At 34.1% G+C, this 18536-nt stretch carries 8 protein-coding genes; 5 read left to right on the top strand and 3 right to left on the bottom strand.

The window, feature by feature from the left end:
* Positions 1-20: 20 nt before the first annotated feature.
* The 3 genes from ASC44_RS08280 to amaB all read right to left on the bottom strand — a co-directional run bounded on the left by ASC44_RS08280 (position 21) and on the right by amaB (position 3095).
* Positions 21-737 carry an outer membrane beta-barrel protein gene (locus ASC44_RS08280; protein ID WP_152973297.1) on the bottom strand — a complete coding sequence of 239 codons (717 nt, stop codon included), beginning with the start codon at positions 735-737 and terminating at the stop codon, positions 21-23.
* Positions 715-1422, bottom strand: coding sequence for a hypothetical protein (locus tag ASC44_RS08275; protein WP_055447131.1), 708 nt, complete (start codon positions 1420-1422; stop codon positions 715-717). Before ASC44_RS08275 ends, ASC44_RS08280 begins: the two co-directional genes overlap by 23 nt.
* A 122-nt stretch (positions 1423-1544) precedes the next feature.
* On the bottom strand, positions 1545-3095 hold the full coding sequence (gene amaB / locus ASC44_RS08270) for an L-piperidine-6-carboxylate dehydrogenase (protein ID WP_420835939.1): 1551 nt from the start codon (positions 3093-3095) through the stop codon (positions 1545-1547).
* A 395-nt stretch (positions 3096-3490) separates the two neighbouring features.
* Between amaB and ASC44_RS08265 the strand changes: the two genes are divergently transcribed.
* The 5 genes from ASC44_RS08265 to ASC44_RS08245 all read left to right on the top strand — a co-directional run bounded on the left by ASC44_RS08265 (position 3491) and on the right by ASC44_RS08245 (position 18523).
* Complete coding sequence (locus tag ASC44_RS08265; RefSeq protein WP_055447129.1) at positions 3491-9070, top strand: alpha-2-macroglobulin family protein; 5580 nt, start codon at positions 3491-3493, stop codon at positions 9068-9070.
* A 173-nt stretch (positions 9071-9243) separates the two neighbouring features.
* Positions 9244-10107 (top strand): SH3 domain-containing protein, encoded by an 864-nt coding sequence (locus ASC44_RS08260; RefSeq protein ID WP_055447128.1) that lies wholly within the window; start codon positions 9244-9246, stop codon positions 10105-10107.
* Positions 10108-10109: 2 nt separating this feature from the next.
* Positions 10110-10418 (top strand): antibiotic biosynthesis monooxygenase family protein, encoded by a 309-nt coding sequence (locus ASC44_RS08255; protein ID WP_055447127.1) that lies wholly within the window; start codon positions 10110-10112, stop codon positions 10416-10418.
* A gap of 100 nt (positions 10419-10518) precedes the next feature.
* Positions 10519-12867, top strand: a complete 2349-nt coding sequence (gene pbpC / locus ASC44_RS08250) for a penicillin-binding protein 1C (RefSeq protein ID WP_055447126.1) — start codon at positions 10519-10521, stop codon at positions 12865-12867.
* Positions 12868-13021: 154 nt separating this feature from the next.
* Positions 13022-18523: a choice-of-anchor L domain-containing protein gene (locus ASC44_RS08245; RefSeq protein WP_055447125.1), complete on the top strand. Its 5502-nt coding sequence runs from the start codon at positions 13022-13024 to the stop codon at positions 18521-18523.
* The last annotated feature ends 13 nt before the right edge of the window (positions 18524-18536 follow it).

Genomic DNA, 18536 nt, shown 5'->3' with positions numbered 1-18536 from the left:
TAAAATCAGCGATTAAGTAACTACAAATAATTAGTAATCACAGTTTTAAGTTCCTTAGAATTGGATATAATGGCATCTTTTCCGAATTGAAAATTAAACCCCAAACCTATGATTGAGAATTGTGCTCGATCGAACCTTGATTGTAAATTTGACGACGTACGGATTTTTGTCTTATCATTTCGATAAGTATAAGAGATGTTAATAGAGAAGTTTTTGGCGATAAAATAATCAACACTAGCTTCAAATGCTCTTAACTTAGCCCTGTCTACTTGGTACGCTTCATTTCCACCTCTGTACTCATTTTTGTATCTTGCTTCTCCTAGAACACTAGCGTTAATACCAAAGGCAAGTTTTTCTATTGGACGATATTCATATCCTAAAAAAAGATAGTGACTACCAACACGTGTTTTATCATAATTTCCGGTTATACTGATATTTGTGTTTTCAAAATAAGAAGAACCTACTGAGCCTCCAATAAAGAAACCATTATAAACAAATAGTTTAAATTTTAAATTGTAGCCTCCTTTTCCCTTATATGCTAACCCTACATATTTATCTCCAGATGGATTTATTATGTTGTAGGCGACGCCAAAAGAACCCTTAACTCCATTATCGGCCATTGATTCTCGTGATGTTTTAGAAGTTTCTGCAATAACTTCTGTTTGACATAGAGCGGAATAACTTAATAGTGATAAAAAGAAAACTAGACTGAATTTAATAACTGAAGTTGATGTCATAATTATCTTGATTGATTACGTAGTTTTCGATTATTTCTGCTCCTCCATTAATACTATAACTAAACTGAATTGTTCCGGTAACAAAGGAGTTTAAAGTTCCCATATACTGTTCTTCGTCATCATTTAAAGTTCTATAAATAGATTCCATTCTATTACAATTACTAAGAGCTTCGTCTAAAACGCCATTAACAAAAACTTCTTCACACAATGGGCTTTGGTAGCTTATATGAAAATCAAGAGTTGTTCCTGGAGCACTTGTTCTCGTGATATTAAAATTGATATTTGCTTTCTTTTTTAAATGTACCTCATCAAGATTGAAGAGAAAATTTTGAGGCTCAAAATCAAAAGTATCCGAAGAATAAATATAGTTTGTACGCAAATCACCTCCATCTACAAAAATGAAAAAATCTTGATCACTATCAAACAAAGATGTTACAGAGAAAATTCCATTCTCATCACTATGATTACTTCCTAAAAGATAATCTCTATCTCCATTTAAAGTAGGATAAAAACCCGTAAACCTTGCTGCTTCTGTATAAACGCCAACAAATACATTTGGAATAGCAAGACTATTCTCATCTACCGTTTTACCAATAGTCTCAATCCTAACATTTCTATCGAATTGCACTTCGCAACTAAATACAAGGAATATTACTAATAGTATAAGCGTGGTTTTTTTATACATATGCTTTTCGTTTGGTTAGTACTACTTTTTATAGATGCAATAAAACTAAAAAGGTTGCGTCTAAAAATAAAAAAAACCACATCTTTCGATGTGGCTTTATAATATAACTTAATACCTAAATATTATAGATCAAACTTAATACCTTGTGCTAAAGGTAATTCATCTGAATAATTTACAGTATTTGTTTGTCTTCTCATGTAAACTTTCCAAGCATCTGATCCAGACTCACGTCCACCACCAGTTTCTTTTTCTCCACCAAAAGCACCACCTATTTCGGCACCAGAAGTTCCAATATTTACATTTGCAATACCACAATCTGATCCTGCGAATGATAAGAACTTTTCAGCCTCTTTTAATTCGTTAGTCATAATTGCAGAAGATAAGCCTTGAGCAACACCGTTTTGAACACCAATAGCGTTTTCAACGTCTCCAGAGTATTTTATTAAATATAAAACAGGAGCAAAAGTTTCAGACTGTACAATTTCGAAATCATTTTTAGCTTCAATAATAGCTGGCTTTACGTAGCATCCAGATTCGTATCCTTCACCTTCTAAAACACCACCTTCTACTAATACCTTTCCACCTTCAGCTTTTGCTTTTTCAATGGCAGCTAAATAAGTGTTTACAGAATCTTTATCTATTAATGGTCCGATGTGATTTTTTTCATCTAAAGGATTACCAATTGTTAGTTGCTCATAAGCACCAACAATAGCATCTCTTACTTTATCGTAAACCGATTCGTGGATAATAAGTCTTCTAGTAGAAGTACAACGTTGTCCACAAGTTCCAACAGCACCAAATACTGCACCAGGAACAACCACTTTTAAATCTGCAGTTGGTGTAATAATAATGGCATTGTTTCCTCCTAACTCTAATAAACTTTTTCCAAAACGCTCTGCAACTGTTGCACCAACAATACGTCCCATTCTAGTAGAACCTGTAGCAGATATTAACGGAATTCTATGATCTGTAGTCATCATTTCTCCTACTTTGTAGTCTCCATTAATAATACAAGAAATTCCTTCTGGTAAGTTATTTTCTTTTAATACTGTAGCAATTATATTCTGACAAGCAATTGAGCATAAAGGAGCTTTTTCAGATCCTTTCCAAACACAAACATCACCACAAACCCAAGCCAAAGCTGTATTCCAAGCCCAAACTGCAACTGGAAAGTTAAATGCAGAAATAATACCAACAACACCAAGTGAATGCCATTGTTCTCTCATAACGTGCTGTGGTCTTTCAGATGGAATAGTCTGTCCGTTTAACGAACGAGATAAACCTACTGCAAAATCACAGATATCAATCATTTCTTGAACCTCTCCATAACCTTCTTGCAAAGATTTTCCCATTTCATAAGAAACTAATTTTCCTAAAGGTTCTTTTAATTCTCTTAATTTATTACCAAACTGACGTACAATTTCTCCTCTTTGAGGTGCAGGCATTGTTCTAAAAGTTAAAAATGCAGATGTTGCTGCATCCATTACTTTCTCGTAATCTGCTTTTGTAGTTGTCGTTACTTTTCCTATTAAAGAACCATCTGTTGGAGAATATGAAGAAATTGTTTCTCCACTTCCAAAGTTATTTAAACCTGTAGATGTTCCGTCGTTTACATCTTTAACACCTATTTGTTGTAAGGCTTCTTTTATTCCGAAATCAGCTGAAATTGCCATTATATATCTTATGTTTTTATGAATTATTAAATTTTCATGTAAATATACTAATAAATCTGCGGTTTATAAATTATTGTAATTTTAAAAAACAGACAATTAGGCATCTAAAATTACAAGTCTATTTTTATCACTAATAAAAAAGAGAGAGCTTACTATATCCCAATTTTCAGGGATTATATTTTAACTGAATAAGGTGTGTTTTTCCCGCTTTTGTTTTTTTATATTTGAAGGTCGAAAAACTTTTACGAGATAATGTAAATTTATAGTAAATAAAATTTTAACAAAATCATAACAACTAACCAAAGACCAAAACTAAACATTGTAGCGTAATTATATTAACAAGAATACTCTTACCTGTCTTCTTCCATCGCAATTAACTTTAAAATCCAACTCCTATGCAACTAAAATCAATTTTTGCCTTGATCTTCTGTATCTCCTTGGCACTATCCTGTAAAAAGAAAGTCACTGAAACCGATAATCTTTTTAAATTTAAAGACTACATCAGTTACACCACTTCAGGAAGAGTTTCTACAGGAAGTAGTATTCAAATTAGTTTAACTAAAGAAGTTGAAGAATGGGAAGTTGGTAAGGAAGTAGACGGTAGTATACTATCTATATCTCCTAATGTATCCGGAAATTTAAAAGTTGTAAACAAGCATGCTTTAAGTTTTACTCCTAATGAGCCTTTAAAAGCTGATACGGAATATTCGGTTACAGTAAAATTAAATAAAGCTTATAAAGATATGCCTTCAGGTTTTTCAGAATATACGTTTCAATTTAAAACCATTACTCCAAGTTTTAATATCGTTACAAACGATTTACAATCCTACAGTAAAGAATGGCAATACCTATTAGGTGCTGTAAAATCTGCAGACAACATTACAATAGACCAAGCGAAACAATTAGTTGAAGCTTCTCAAGATGGAAAAAAATTAAATATAGAATGGAACGAAGACCGAGTACCTTCTAGAGGTTTCGAATTTAAAATTGATAGTATAAGTCGTAAAATAGAAGACAGCGATATTTTAGTAAAGTGGAATGGAAAAGCCATCGATGCTGACAATTCTGGAGAAAACACTGTTGCAATACCTGGAAAAAACAACTTTACTATTACAAAAATTGATGTAGTTCAAAATCCTGAACAATATTTATTAATCAACTTTTCTGACCCTATTAAAAAACAGCAAAATTTTGATGGATTGGTAACGATTCAGAATATTAAAAATCCAAAATATATTGTCGACGGTAATGTATTAAAAGCATATCCAGATTCTAAAATCACAGGAAATGTTCAGGTTGATGTTTTTCAAGGCATACAAAACACAGAAGGCTATAAACTTAAAAAGCCATTTTCCGAAACCATCTCTTTTCAAGAAGTAAAACCAGAAGTGCGCCTAGTTAATAGCGGTGTAATTTTACCAAACTCTCAAGAATTAAAATTCAATTTTGAAGCCGTAAACCTTAAAAAGGTTGATTTAAAAGTAATTAAAATATTCGAAGACAACGTACTTCAGTTTTTACAAGACAATGAGTTGCAAGGCGGAAATAGCAACAGTATTAAACAAGTTGGGCGTCGCATAGCAAAACAAACTATCACCTTAGTAAATGATGGTGTAGAAAACACTGGTAAATGGAAAACCTACAGTGCAGATTTATCTAAAATATTTAAAGCAGATCCTGGTGCGCTTTACAGAATAGAACTAAGTTTTAAAAAGGATTACTCTTTTTACGATTGTTCTGTAAACCAAAACATCACAAATTCTGAAGATAACGACGATTACTACGAAGATGAATATTATGAGGACGATTACTATAATTATGAAGAAAGTTCGACCGAAGATGAAGACGAATTAGAAGAAGAATACTGGGATAATTTAACTTACAGATATAGAAGCAGAAGCTACAACTGGAGAGAACGCGATAACCCATGTCATGATGCTTATTATAACGAAGACCGTGAGGTTTCACAAAATTTATTAGCATCTAACTTAGGTGTTATTGTAAAAAAAGGAGCGAACAACAATTATTATTTTGCGGTTACAAATATCCTTAATACCGATATTGAAGCTGCTGCAAAAGTAACATTGTACAATTACCAACAACAAGAAATTTCTAGCACAACTACAGATAGTCAAGGTTTAGCAAAAATAGAAACCAATAGTCATGCTTCTTTTGTTATTGTTAGCAAAGGCAATAATAAAACATATATAAAATTACGAGATGGTCGCGCTTTATCGCTTAGTAAGTTTGATGTTTCTGGAAACCATTTACAACGTGGATTAAAAGGTTACATTTACGGAGAACGTGGTGTTTGGAGACCTGGAGACTCACTTCACCTTACATTTATACTAGACGATAATGGTAACAAATTACCAAAAGGTCATCCTGTAAAAATGGAAGTTACAGATCCTAATGGAAAACTAGCTTACAAGAAAATAACAAGTGAGAGTGTTAACGATTTCTATACATTTATAGTACCTACTTCTACCGAAAACAAAACGGGTAATTGGAGCGCCAAAGTAAGCGTTGGTGGAGCGACTTTTTATAAAGGTTTAAAAGTAGAAACCGTAAAACCTAACCGATTAAAAATTAAAGTAGATTTTAAAGATGAAGTACTCTCTGGAAGCGAAGCATTAAATGGAACACTTAATGTCAACTGGTTACATGGAGCACCTGCTAAAAATGTTAGAACAGAAATTAAAGCAAAATTTAGTAATTCGTATTCTCCTTTTAAAAACTACAAGCAATATGTGTTTAGAGATCCTTCGCGTTCTTTTTCTCAAGAAGAATTAAATGTTTTTGAAGGTAATGTAGATGAAGATGGTTTTACTGAAATCAAGAACAAACTAAGTGTTGGGCAAAATGCACCAGGTATGTTGAACGTACAGTTTTTAGTTCGCGCTTTCGAGAATGGTGGAGATTTTTCTATGGATGCTTTTTCAAAACAATATGCACCTTACAAATCTTTTGTTGGATTGCGTTCTCCTAAAGGTCGTGCTTACGGTTCTTTTTATACAGACGAAAACCAAACCTTCGATATTGTTGTTGTCGACGATCAAGGAAACCCTATAAAACGTAATGGACTAGAAATTAAAGTCTATAAAGTTGAATGGCGTTGGTGGTGGAATTCATCTTACGATAATTTATCAAAGTACACCTCAAGCTCGTTTCATAAACCCTATATGAACAGTAAAGTTAACACAGACTCTAAAGGAAAAGCAAGCTTAACTATTAATGTTCCTGAAGAAGAAGGCGGACGTTATTTAATTAGAGTTTACGATCCTAAAAGTGGACATGCAACAGGTCGTGCAGCTTATTTTTACAAAAACTGGTGGAAAAAACAACCAAGTGGAGATAAGGAAGCTGCTAAAATGTTAGTGTTTTCTGCAGATAAAGAAAATTATAATGTTGGTGAAACTGCAAAAATTACATTCCCTTCCGGAACTGAAGGTCGTGCACTAATTTCGGTTGAAAATGGCACTGAGGTTATCGAGCAGAAATGGATAAAAACAAAAGCAGGAGAAACAGTTGTAGATGTGCCTATTACTAAAGCTATGGCTCCAAATGTATTTGTAAATATTTCATTATTACAGCCACACGCGCAAACTGCAAACGATTTACCATTACGTTTATATGGTGTTATTCCGCTTTTAGTAGAAGATCCAAACACTAAACTTGAGCCAGAAATTAGAATGCCAAGCGTACTACGTCCAGAGGAAGAGTTTACGGTTATTGTTTCAGAAAAAAATAATAAACCAATGACGTACACTATTGCAATGGTAGAAGAAGGTTTGCTAGACTTAACACGCTTTAAAACACCAAACGCATGGTCTGCATTCTACGCCAGAGAAGCTTTAGGTGTAAAAACATGGGATATTTATGATGATGTTATTGGCGCTTATAGTGGTAGTATCGATCAAATATTCGCTATCGGTGGAGATGGAAGTGCAGATGGAGGTAAAAACAAAAAAGCAAACCGTTTCAAGCCTGTAGTAAAAGTATTAGGTCCTTTTAAAATGGAAGCTGGCGGAAGAAAGACGCATACCATTAAAATGCCAAATTATATTGGAGCAGTAAGAACAATGGTAGTTGCAGGAAATACAAATACAGAAGCTTATGGAAGCACAGATAAATCTGTAGAGGTTAAAAAGCCTTTAATGGTCTTAGCTACTTTGCCAAGAAAATTAAGTCCTGGCGAAAAAGTAACGCTTCCTGTCACTGTTTTTGCAATGGAACCTAATATTAAAAATGTTGATATTAAACTTAAATTAAGTAATGGTATTAAAATAATTGGTGAGCAATCAAAAAAATTAACGTTTGCTAAACCAGACGAGCAAATGGCTTATTTCGAGCTAGATGTAAGTCAAGCAAATGGCATAAACACAGTAGAAGTTATTGCTACCGGAAATGGAGAAAAATCGACTTACAAAGTCGAGTTAGATGTAGAGAACGTAAACCCAATAAGTTCTAAAGCGCTCGATCAAACTTTAGAGAAATCTGCTTCAGCAAGCTTAGATTTCGATACGTTTGGAGTCGTTGGCTCAAATAGTGCTACGGTTGAGTTTTCAACTATGCCACCAATGGATTTCTCTAGAAGATTACAGTACTTAGTACAATATCCTCATGGTTGTGTTGAACAAACGACGTCAGGAGTGTTTCCGCAGTTATATTTAAATGAAATTTTCGATATTCCGTTGAAGAAAAAACAAGAAATTCAATCTAATATCGAAAACGGAATTAAACGTTTAGGGAACTTCCAACGACCAAATGGAGGTATGAGCTACTGGATGGGAGAAAATAATGCTAATGATTGGGGAACAAGTTATTCTGGTCATTTTATGATTGAAGCCGAAAAACTAGGATTCGTACTTCCGCTTACCTTCAAAAGCAATTGGATAAAATACCAAAAAGAAGCAGCCAGAAGCTGGAGACCAAGCTACAAATCTTACAATAGCGATTTAGCACAAGCGTATAGATTATATACTTTAGCTTTAGCAGGAAGTCCAGATTTAGGAGCAATGAATAGGCTAAAAGAATTTAGTGAAATTTCTAACGAAGCGAAATGGAGATTAGCAGCAGCTTATGCTTTAGCAGGACAAACGGAAGCAAGTAAAGCCATTTCCCAAATAGCAAATATAGAATTTGTAGCACCTAGATATAACTATTACACTTACGGATCTATAGATAGAAACCGTGCAATGGCGCTAGAAACTATGATATTAACTAAAGACTCTAGAATGCAGGAATTATCTAAAACCTTGGCTAAAGACCTGTCTAGTAACCGCTGGATGAGTACACAAACAACAGCGTATAGTTTGCTTGCTATGGCAAAAATGGTTAAAGCCAATGGCGGAAAATCTCTAGACTTAGAATATACAATTAATGGTAAAACTGAAAGCATAAAAACAAAAAGTGCTATTGCACAAAGAGAGCTTAAAGTAACCAATGGCAATAACAAATTAAGCTTTAAAAATAAGCAAGGCAATGTTGTTTATGTTCGCGTTTTAAACTCTGGAAAATTACCTTTAGGACAAGAATTAGTAGAACAAAGAGGTTTAAGCACAAGTGTTGTTTACAAAGACTTAAAAGGAAATGCCATAGAAATAGACAACCTTAAACAAGGTCAGGATTTTGTTGCAACCGTAACCGTTTCAAATCTTAAAAACGAACGCGTAACAGATGTTGCATTAACACAAATTTTTCCATCGGGATGGGAAATTGTAAACACACGTTTTACTGCTTTTGGTAATGCTGCCAAAAGAAGCGATGCTCGTTTTACGGACATTCGAGATGATCGTGTTAATTTCTATTTCGATTTAAATAAAAAAGGACAATATGGAACCAACACCTTTAATGTTATGCTTAACGCATCGTATTTAGGAACCTATTATTTACCAGGCGTTCAAGCAGAAGCCATGTACGATAACGAGTTTTTAGTACGCACAAAAGGAAAATGGGTAACCGTAGAAAAATAATCTAATTACTGCTTTGTTAAAATAAATTTGGCAAAGCAGTAATCTTAAAGCAAATAAAAAAAACCAATGTCAATTAAAACGAAAACTTAAAAGGACGCTTTTAGAAACTGTTTCAAGTGATACCAAACCAACTAAAATGTTTAACTGTCATATTAATTTAAAACACAAACATTATGAAAACGACAAAACATTTTATCACAGCAATTTTATTATTATTTGTAACATTTAGTTACAGTCAAGATTACGCTTATGTTACTGCAGACAGCGGTTTAACGATTAGAGAATTACCAGATATTGGTGCTTCAAAATTAGGAAGACTAATGTACAACGAAGCTGTTGAGGTTATTGAAAAAACAGACAAAAAACTAGTTATACTAGATCAAGGCAAAAAAGTTGAAGGTGAATGGGTGAAAATTAAAATGAATGGCTACCAAGATTTAAAAGGCTATGTTTTTAATGGTTTTTTATCTGAAAATAAAATGGCCAAAATTGTAAATATCAAACTTACCGAAGCCGATATTCATATTAAAAATCTCGCCATTTATAATGATGATGATCTTTTAGACTTAACAACTAAAGACAATCTAAATATTGGAATTCATGTAAAAAACACATCTGGTAAAAAAACTATTGAAATTAAAAACAATAATTATAAGAGTGTAAAAATTTTACAACGCTACCAAAACACACTAAATATTTTAGACGAAACTTCTCTTTGCGATTTAAGTGAATGGAAGCAGTACCAATCTGAATGGAAACCCATAAAAAAAATAAACAAAACAAGATTCGAAACACTAACCTATACTGATGCAGATGCAAAACAATTTGTTCCTTTTTCTATTGAAGATTTAAAAGCGATTGTTTCAGAAAAATGTGGAGAAAATTGGATGGAAAGTATAAAAGAGATAAGTAATACAACTCAGTTTCCTATTAGCGTGTCTACAAATCAAGTGTTTTTAAAATTTATTTTAACCGATTTTGAAGATAATGTTACAGAGAAAACAGTAAGCTTTACAATACCAAAGCAAGATAAATAGTAATGAAAAATTTTAAACCATACTACGCAGTGATTTTTACTTCTACCAGAACCGAAGGAGACAACGGTTATAATGATATGGCAGATTTAATGGAATCTTTAGCTAAAAAACAAGACGGTTTTATTAGTATAGATTCTGCTAAAAACGAAGTAGGAATCACTGTTAGTTATTGGGAAAGTTTAGAATCGATTAAAAATTGGAAACAACAAACAGATCATGTTTTAGCGCAACAAAAAGGCATTAAAGATTGGTACTCGTGGTATAATGTAAAAATTTGTAAAGTGGAACGTGAGTATGAGTTAAGTAAATAATGTCACTTCTAGTGATTTTTATCCCGAAAACTTTAGGGAGAGAAAATTGTGTCGAGAAGCAATTAATGAAAAAAGGTTTCCGTCTTCGCGGAAATGAAAAATGAAAATAATAAACTACATAAAACGTAATAAAATAAAGTCGAGCATAATCGCTATATTTTTACTTACCTATTATTTCTGCCTTCCCAAACAACTCTTTAAAGATCCAACTACAACTGCAATTACAAGTAACAATAACACATTGTTAGGCGCACAGATTGCTGAAGATGGACAATGGCGGTTTCCTAAAAACGATAGCGTCCCAGAAAAATTTAAAACCTGTATTATTAATTTTGAAGACGAATACTTTTACAGACATCCTGGTTTCAATCCTATTTCAATTTTTAAAGCACTTAAACAAAACATTAATTCTGGAGAAGTAAAACGAGGAGGAAGCACATTAACACAACAGGTTATTCGCTTATCGCGAAAAGGGCAGTCAAGAACCTATTTTGAAAAAATTAAAGAAATAATTCTAGCTACACGTTTAGAATTAAGAGACAGTAAAGAAGTAATTTTAGCTTACTATGCAAGTTACGCTCCTTTTGGAGGCAATGTTGTAGGTATAGACGCAGCATCTTGGCGTTATTTTAATAGAAATTCGCACGAACTGTCTTGGGCAGAAAGTGCAACATTAGCCGTTTTACCAAACGCACCAAGTTTAATTTATCCTGGAAAAAATCAAGAACGCTTATTAAAAAAACGCAATCGTTTACTAGCAAAATTAGTTGATAAAAAAATTATAGATTCATTAACCTATAATTTATCAATTGCAGAAGGTTTACCTCAAAAACCATATCCTTTACCACAAATTGCTCCGCATTTACTCCAAAAAATTGCAAAGTCAAATTATGGAGAACGTATAAAAACAACAATAGATTACAAGCTTCAACAGCAAGCAAATAACGTTGTTTATAATCACTATAATTTATTAAAACAGAATGAAATCCATAATATTTCAGTTCTCGTTTTAGACGTAAAAACACGAAAAGTACTAACCTATATTGGCAACGCTCCAACAACAAATAAAAACCAAAAAGATGTTGATATTATTGATAAGCCACGTAGCACAGGAAGTATTTTAAAACCATTTCTTTATGCAGCAATGTTAGATGCTGGAGATTTATTACCTAATACTTTAGTAGCAGATGTACCAACACAATTTGGTAGTTATGTTCCAGAAAATTATAATAAAGAATTTGATGGTGCTGTTCCGGCAAGTCGCGCTTTATCACGCTCTTTAAATGTACCTGCTGTAAGAATGCTTAGAGATTTTGGTTTAGATAGATTTCATCATTACTTAAAAGAATTAAAACTAAAAGACGTTAAATACAATGCAAACCATTACGGTTTATCTTTAATTCTTGGCGGTGCAGAAAGTAATCTATGGGATTTATGCAAAAGTTACGCGAGTTTCTCTTCGACTTTAAATCATTTTAATGAGTCTTCAAGCGAGTATTATGCAAATGAATTTTGTGAACCTACTTTTTTCGACTCTGAAACTATTGACTTCGGAAAAAAATCGACAGAAAAAACGTTGTTTGATGCTGCATCAATTTATTTAACCTACGAAAGTTTAAAAGAAGTTAACAGGCCAGAAGGTGATGAAAACTGGGAGTTTTTTGACAATTCTAAACAAGTTGCATGGAAAACAGGTACAAGCTTTGGCTTTCGCGATGCTTGGGCTATTGGCACAACAAAAGATTATGTAGTTGGTGTTTGGGTTGGCAACGCCGACGGAGAAGGGCGACCAGGTTTAGTTGGTGTTCAAGCTGCGGCTCCTATTCTTTTTGATGTGTTCGATTTATTACCAAATAGCGATTGGTTTGCTAAGCCATTTGACGAAATGCAGGAAGTAAATATTTGCAAACAAAGTGGATACAGAGCAGGACAATATTGTGAGGATAGTATTAAAAAATTTATTCAAAATAGTGGGCTCAAAACAAAACCATGTCCTTACCATAAATTAATTCACTTAGATGCATCTAAAACGCATCAGGTTAATTCTTCCTGCGAAGATTTAAGTGCCATTTCAAATACGTCTTGGTTTGTGCTCCCGCCCTTAATGGAATATTATTATAAATCTAAAAATCCATTCTATAAACAACTACCTCCATTAAGAAATGATTGTGTTGGAAATGAACAAGCAAGCATGCAATTTATTTATCCTAAAGACAATAGTACCATATTTTTGCCAAAAGATTTTGACGGAAAAACAAATGCACTTATTTTAAAAATTGCACACTCAAAACCAAAAAGCAAACTCTATTGGTATTTAGACAACCTATTTATTGGAAACACTAGTGATATTCACGATTTGGATATTATTCCAAAAGAAGGAAAGCATAGTGTTACAGTTGTTGATGAATTTGGGAACGAAATCAAAATAAACATAGAAATTAGTAACTAAAACTGTTAAAATCCTGAGAATAAAATTCGGTTTAAAAAAAATATTGTTTTTTACCGAAGAAACATGTAGTTCGTCTATCTGTGGTGTTTGGTGTAATAAATTAGTATATATTTAACGTTCAATTTTGCACTAAACATCTAACACTAGCCATAAAATGAAAAAAACTACTTTATTGTTGATTTTACTTTTTTTAAGTTTATCAATAAATGCGCAAATTACAACCTATCCATACTCTGAAGATTTTGAAGCAGGTGATGGTGGATGGATTGCAGATAATGCAACGAATGGAACATGGACTTTAGGAACTCCCGCAGCAACTATTATTAATAGTGCGGCCTCAGGAGTGAACTCATGGACTACGAATTTAACAGGAGATTATAATAATTCTGATAACTCTACGGTTACAAGTCCTGTTTTTGACTTTTCAGCTTTAGCTGCGCCAGCTATTTCTTTAAGTATATGGTGGGAGTCAGAAAACAGTTGGGATGGTACAGTTTTACAATCGTCAATAGATGGAGGTACAACATGGATTAATGTTGGAGCCTTTGGAGATTCAGGTAATTGGTTTACTGATGATTCAATAGGCGGAAATCCTGGAGGCCAACAAGAAGGTTGGACAGGAAGTGGTGGTGGCTGGGTTACAGCTAGTCATGCATTAACAGGTTTAGAAGGACAAGCTAGCGTTCAGTTACGTTTTGCTTTTGGTTCAGATACATCTTTTGCTGAAGAGGGTGTTTCTTTTGATGATATAAGCGTGTTTGAAGTAACATGTCCAGCACCTACAGATTTAACTCTTGTTAGCACAACTGCAACTGATGCTAGTTTATCTTGGACAGCAGGTCCTGTGACAGCTTGGGAAATAGTAGTACAAGCTCCAGGGACTGGGTTGCCATCGGCAGCAGGTACAGCAACAACAAACAACCCTCATGTTGAAATGGGTTTAACGCCAGCAACAGACTACGAAGCTTATGTGAGATCAGATTGTGGAGGTGAGTTTAGCGATTGGGTTGGGCCAATAAATTTTGCAACAGAATGTACAACATTTGTTGCTCCTTATACAGAAGGTTTTGAAAATGCAGGAACTATTCCTTTATGTTGGACAATGGATGGTGGTGAGATTTGGGAATTTGCCGATAATGGAGGTTTCGATCATATAGGTACCAATGGTACACTAACAGGTTCTACTGCTACTAATGGTTATTTTGCATGGGTAGATTCGTCAGGGACAGAGGCGGCTGCGAATTTAACTACGCCTTTAATAGATGTTTCGGGTTTAACTACTCCAGCAATAACTTTTTACGAGATTAGTGATAATGAAGGTGATGCTAACTCACAATTAGACGTAGAAGTTTGGGATGGTGCTGCATGGAATTTAATGGCAACATATAATACAAATACTAGTGGTTGGGAACAACGCACAATCAATATAAGTACACTAACTATTACAGGAGATGTTCAAGCTAGATTTATTTTCTCAGAATTAGTGCCTGGTGATTTTAGTGATGATATAGCTATAGATGATGTTACTTTTGATGAGTTACCATCTTGTGTTAACCCTTCTAATTTAGTTTTAGATAGTGTAAGTGCTACTGAAGCTAACTTATCTTGGGTTTCTAATGGAATGGAAACAGATTGGGAAGTAGTTGTACAAACTCAAGGAACTGGAGCTCCTACAGGAGCTGGAATAGCAGTTAATACTACTCCTACATATCAGGCTTCTACATTAACGCCAATAACTGATTACGAATTTTATGTGAGATCTAATTGTGGATCAGAATTTAGTGATTGGATTGGACCATTAAACTTTACAACAGAATGTGCTGCATTTATTCCTGATTACTTGGAGGATTTTGCAACAATTCCTGCAGATTGTTGGGATGAAGCAGATAGTGGAGATGCCACTACTGGTCCTGGTGATATTGGAGCAGGATCATGGAATCAAGATGGATTCTTAAATAATGGATTTCAAGGTGCTTACAGTATTAATTTATGGTTAGCAACAAAAAGTGACTGGTTATTATCTCCTTTATTTGATTTAACAGGAGGTCCATTTCAAGCAGAGTTTGATTTAGGTGTTATGGATTTTGGTAGTACTACTGTTCCAGGGATTTTAGGGTCAGATGATATAGTACAAATTTTAATTTCAACAGATCTAGGTGCAACCTGGACAATATTAGAAACATGGGATTCTACTACAGTTTTTCCTGTAACAGGTTTACATCCTGTATACGATTTAACGGCTTACTCTGGTCAAACTGTTCAATTTGGAATTTTAGGATCTGAAGGAACTGTAGATGATGCAGCAGACAATGAAGCCTTTGTAGATAATTTTCAAGTTAGAGCAACACCTAACTGTCCTGATGTAGCTAATTTAGTATTTAATTCTTCAACTGCTACAACAGCTAACTTGACTTGGGATATAATTGCTAGTGAAACAGGATGGGAAGTTTCTATTCAAGCACCAGGAACAGGTATTCCAACAGTAGCTGGTACGGCAACTACAGACAATGCACCATATGTAGCAATGGGATTAACACCTGCAACAGATTATGAGGCTTATGTAAGAACAGTATGTGGTACAGATTTAGGTACTTGGGTTGGGCCAGTTAACTTTACAACAGAATGTACAACTTTTATAGCACCATATACAGAAGGCTTTGAAAATGCAGGAACAATTCCTTTATGCTGGACAATGGATGGTGGAGAAGATTGGGAATTTGCTGATAATGGAGGTATTGATCATATTGGTAATGATGGAACATTAACTGGTTCTACAGCTACGAATAATTATTTTGCTTGGGTAGATTCTTCAGGAGACGATGGACCTTCAACTTTAACGACTCCTTTTGTTGATGTTTCTCCTTTAGCAGCGCCTACACTTTCATTTTATGAAATAAGTGATAATGAAGGTAATGCCAACTCTACTTTAGACGTAGAAGTTTGGGATGGAGCAGCATGGAACCCAATGGGAACTTATAACACAAATACTAGTGGTTGGGAAGAAATATTTATAGATTTAAGTGGATTAACAATTACTGGAGATGTTCAAGCGCGATTTATCTTTTCTGAAACGACAGGTGACTTTTACGATGATATCGCAATAGATGATGTCACTTTCGATGAAGCTCCGTCTTGTTTTGATCCTACAGCAACTTACACTATAATCGATGATTGTTTAAATGGAAATCAATTTTTAATAGATGTAGATGTAACTTATTTTGGGGGAGCAACATCTGTTTCAATACAAGATAATCAAGGTGGTACTCTTGTGTCTGTTATACCAACAACTGGTGTAACTCAATTTGGACCATATCCATTAAATACAGATGTTATTTTTACTGTAAGTAGTGAGCAAGATACTTGTTTTTCTACTAGTCAAACTTATAACATCCCAACTTGTCCTCCTGCAAATGATAATTGTGGTAATGCAATTTCAGTTACTGCAAATGCAGATGGTAACTGTACTAATTTTGTAAGTGGTACTTTATACGGTGCTACAGAATCTCCACAAGCTAATCCATGTACAGGAACAGCAAATGATGATGTATGGTATACTTTTTCAGCAATAAACGCAGATCAAGTTATTAGTTTTAGTAATATAGTAGGTCCAACAACTTTCTTGTCTCATGGATTATATGAAGGACCAGATTGTGACAACCTTACGAATTTATATTGCAGTACTGCTAACGAAAGTATAGCAAATGGCTTAACCGTTGGAAATACATACTATATAAGAGTCTTTACTTTTAACGATGATGCTTTTCAAGATGTAAATTTCGACTTATGTGTGTATTCTATTCCTCCTCCAATTACAACAGATGTTACGCAATATACAGTTACAGAATTGATTGAAGATATTCTAGTGAACTCTCCATGTTCTACAATTTCAAACGTTACTTCGTCTTCTGGATCAGATTTTGGTACAGACACTGGAATAGGTTATTTTGAAGCAAATGGTTCTGGATTTCCTTTTGAAAGTGGAATTATAATGACTACCGGAAATGCTTTAAATGCTCCTGGACCAGAAACTGGAATACTTAGTGATGGTGGTGGAGGCTTTCCAGCGACTTGGCCTGGTGATGCAGACTTAGAAGCTGAAATTAATGAAGGAACAACTAACAATGCCTCAATTATAGAGTTCGATTTTGTACCATTTATTGAAGATATGTCATTCGAATTTATTTTTGCAGCTGAAGAATACGGAACTTTTCAATGTGGGTTCTCAGATGCATTTGCTTTCTTACTTACAGATACGGTAACCGGTGTAACTACTAATATTGCTGTTGTGCCAGGTACAACAACACCTGTATCTGTATTTACAATTAGAGACGATGCTTTTAATGGAAGTTGTCCTTCTTCTAATCCAGCATTATTTGATGCCTATTACGGAAATGGTGGTTTACCAGCGTTAACAAATCCAACAAATTTTATTGGTAGAACAGTACCACTAACAGCTATGTCTACAGTAGTACCTAATAGAACATACCATATTAAATTAGTAATTGCTGATGATGGTGATACAGCATACGATTCTGCGGTATTCTTAAAAGCAGGTAGTTTTGAAATTGGAGAAGTAGATTTAGGAGAAGATATCTTATTAACTGGTGGTAACGCTAATTGTGAAGGAGATAATGTTCTTTTAGATATTGGTGTTCCAGTTGGAGATAATGCAACAATTACATGGTACACTATGGAGAATGGAATACAAGAACCAATTCTTGACGCTGCTGGAGTTCCTGAAAATGGAATTACTTTAGAGGTAACAGAGACTAACAATTATATTGTTGAAATTGTTCTTAATGCTAACGCTTCTTGTTTTGTAATTGACGAAATTTTAGTAGAATTCTTCCCGAATCCTATAGCGAATCCAGCTCAAGATATATTAGGCTGTGATGATGATGGAGATGGGTTGTCAGAATATGACTTAACAATAAATGATGCTGTAATTAGTGGTTCTCAAACCGATGTAACAGTTACATATTATGAAACTGAACAAGACGCTATAGATGGAACAAACGCTATTTTAGATCCTGTAAATTATGTATCAATGGCTACAACTATATACTATAGAATAGCAAATGGTATTACAAGTTGTTCTGAAAATGGTAGTTTCAATTTAACTTTTGGAACCAGCCCAGAAACATCTTTCGATACGGCTATAGTTTATGAAGTGTGTCCAAACGCATCAGCTCCAATAACCGTTACCGCAATAGGTGATAATTATACAGAGGCAGATGTTACTATAGCATGGTATAACGAAGGTGTGTTAGTTTCGGGTCAAACGGATTTAAGTATAGATAATGTACTTACATCAGGAACATATACTATTGAAGTTATGTTTAATGAAACAGGATGTACAGCAAGTGAAGATGTGTTTGTAGAAGAGTTAGAAACTTGTGTTATCCCACAAGGTATATCACCAAATGGAGATGGATTAAACGAGACATTCGATTTAAGTAGTTTTGATGTTCAAGTTTTAACGATATTTAATAGAAATGGAGTTAAGGTTTACGAGAAGACAAATTATTTAAATGAGTGGTATGGTCAATCTTTAGATGGCGATGAGTTGCCAACAGGAACTTATTACTATGTAATGAATTACCAAGGCAATAAAACGAAAGCCGCTTGGGTATATATCAACAGAGAAAACAAATAATCTAAACAACTAG

It is taken from the genome of Lacinutrix mariniflava, from assembly GCF_001418015.1.
GTDB classification, from domain to species: Bacteria; Bacteroidota; Bacteroidia; order Flavobacteriales; family Flavobacteriaceae; genus Lacinutrix; species Lacinutrix mariniflava.
Note: the sequence above shows the minus strand (reverse complement) of the source record. Positions and strands in the feature narration are given on the sequence as shown.

Bases quoted from the DNA above. Each gene is read 5' to 3' on its own strand.
- ASC44_RS08280 (WP_152973297.1), bottom strand. From the start codon at position 737: ATGACATCAACTTCAGTTATTAAATTCAGTCTAGTTTTCTTTTTATCA.
- ASC44_RS08275 (WP_055447131.1), bottom strand. From the start codon at position 1,422: ATGTATAAAAAAACCACGCTTATACTATTAGTAATATTCCTTGTATTT.
- amaB (WP_420835939.1), bottom strand. From the start codon at position 3,095: ATGGCAATTTCAGCTGATTTCGGAATAAAAGAAGCCTTACAACAAATA.
- ASC44_RS08265 (WP_055447129.1), top strand. From the start codon at position 3,491: ATGCAACTAAAATCAATTTTTGCCTTGATCTTCTGTATCTCCTTGGCA.
- ASC44_RS08260 (WP_055447128.1), top strand. From the start codon at position 9,244: ATGAAAACGACAAAACATTTTATCACAGCAATTTTATTATTATTTGTA.
- ASC44_RS08255 (WP_055447127.1), top strand. From the start codon at position 10,110: ATGAAAAATTTTAAACCATACTACGCAGTGATTTTTACTTCTACCAGA.
- pbpC (WP_055447126.1), top strand. From the start codon at position 10,519: ATGAAAATAATAAACTACATAAAACGTAATAAAATAAAGTCGAGCATA.
- ASC44_RS08245 (WP_055447125.1), top strand. From the start codon at position 13,022: ATGAAAAAAACTACTTTATTGTTGATTTTACTTTTTTTAAGTTTATCA.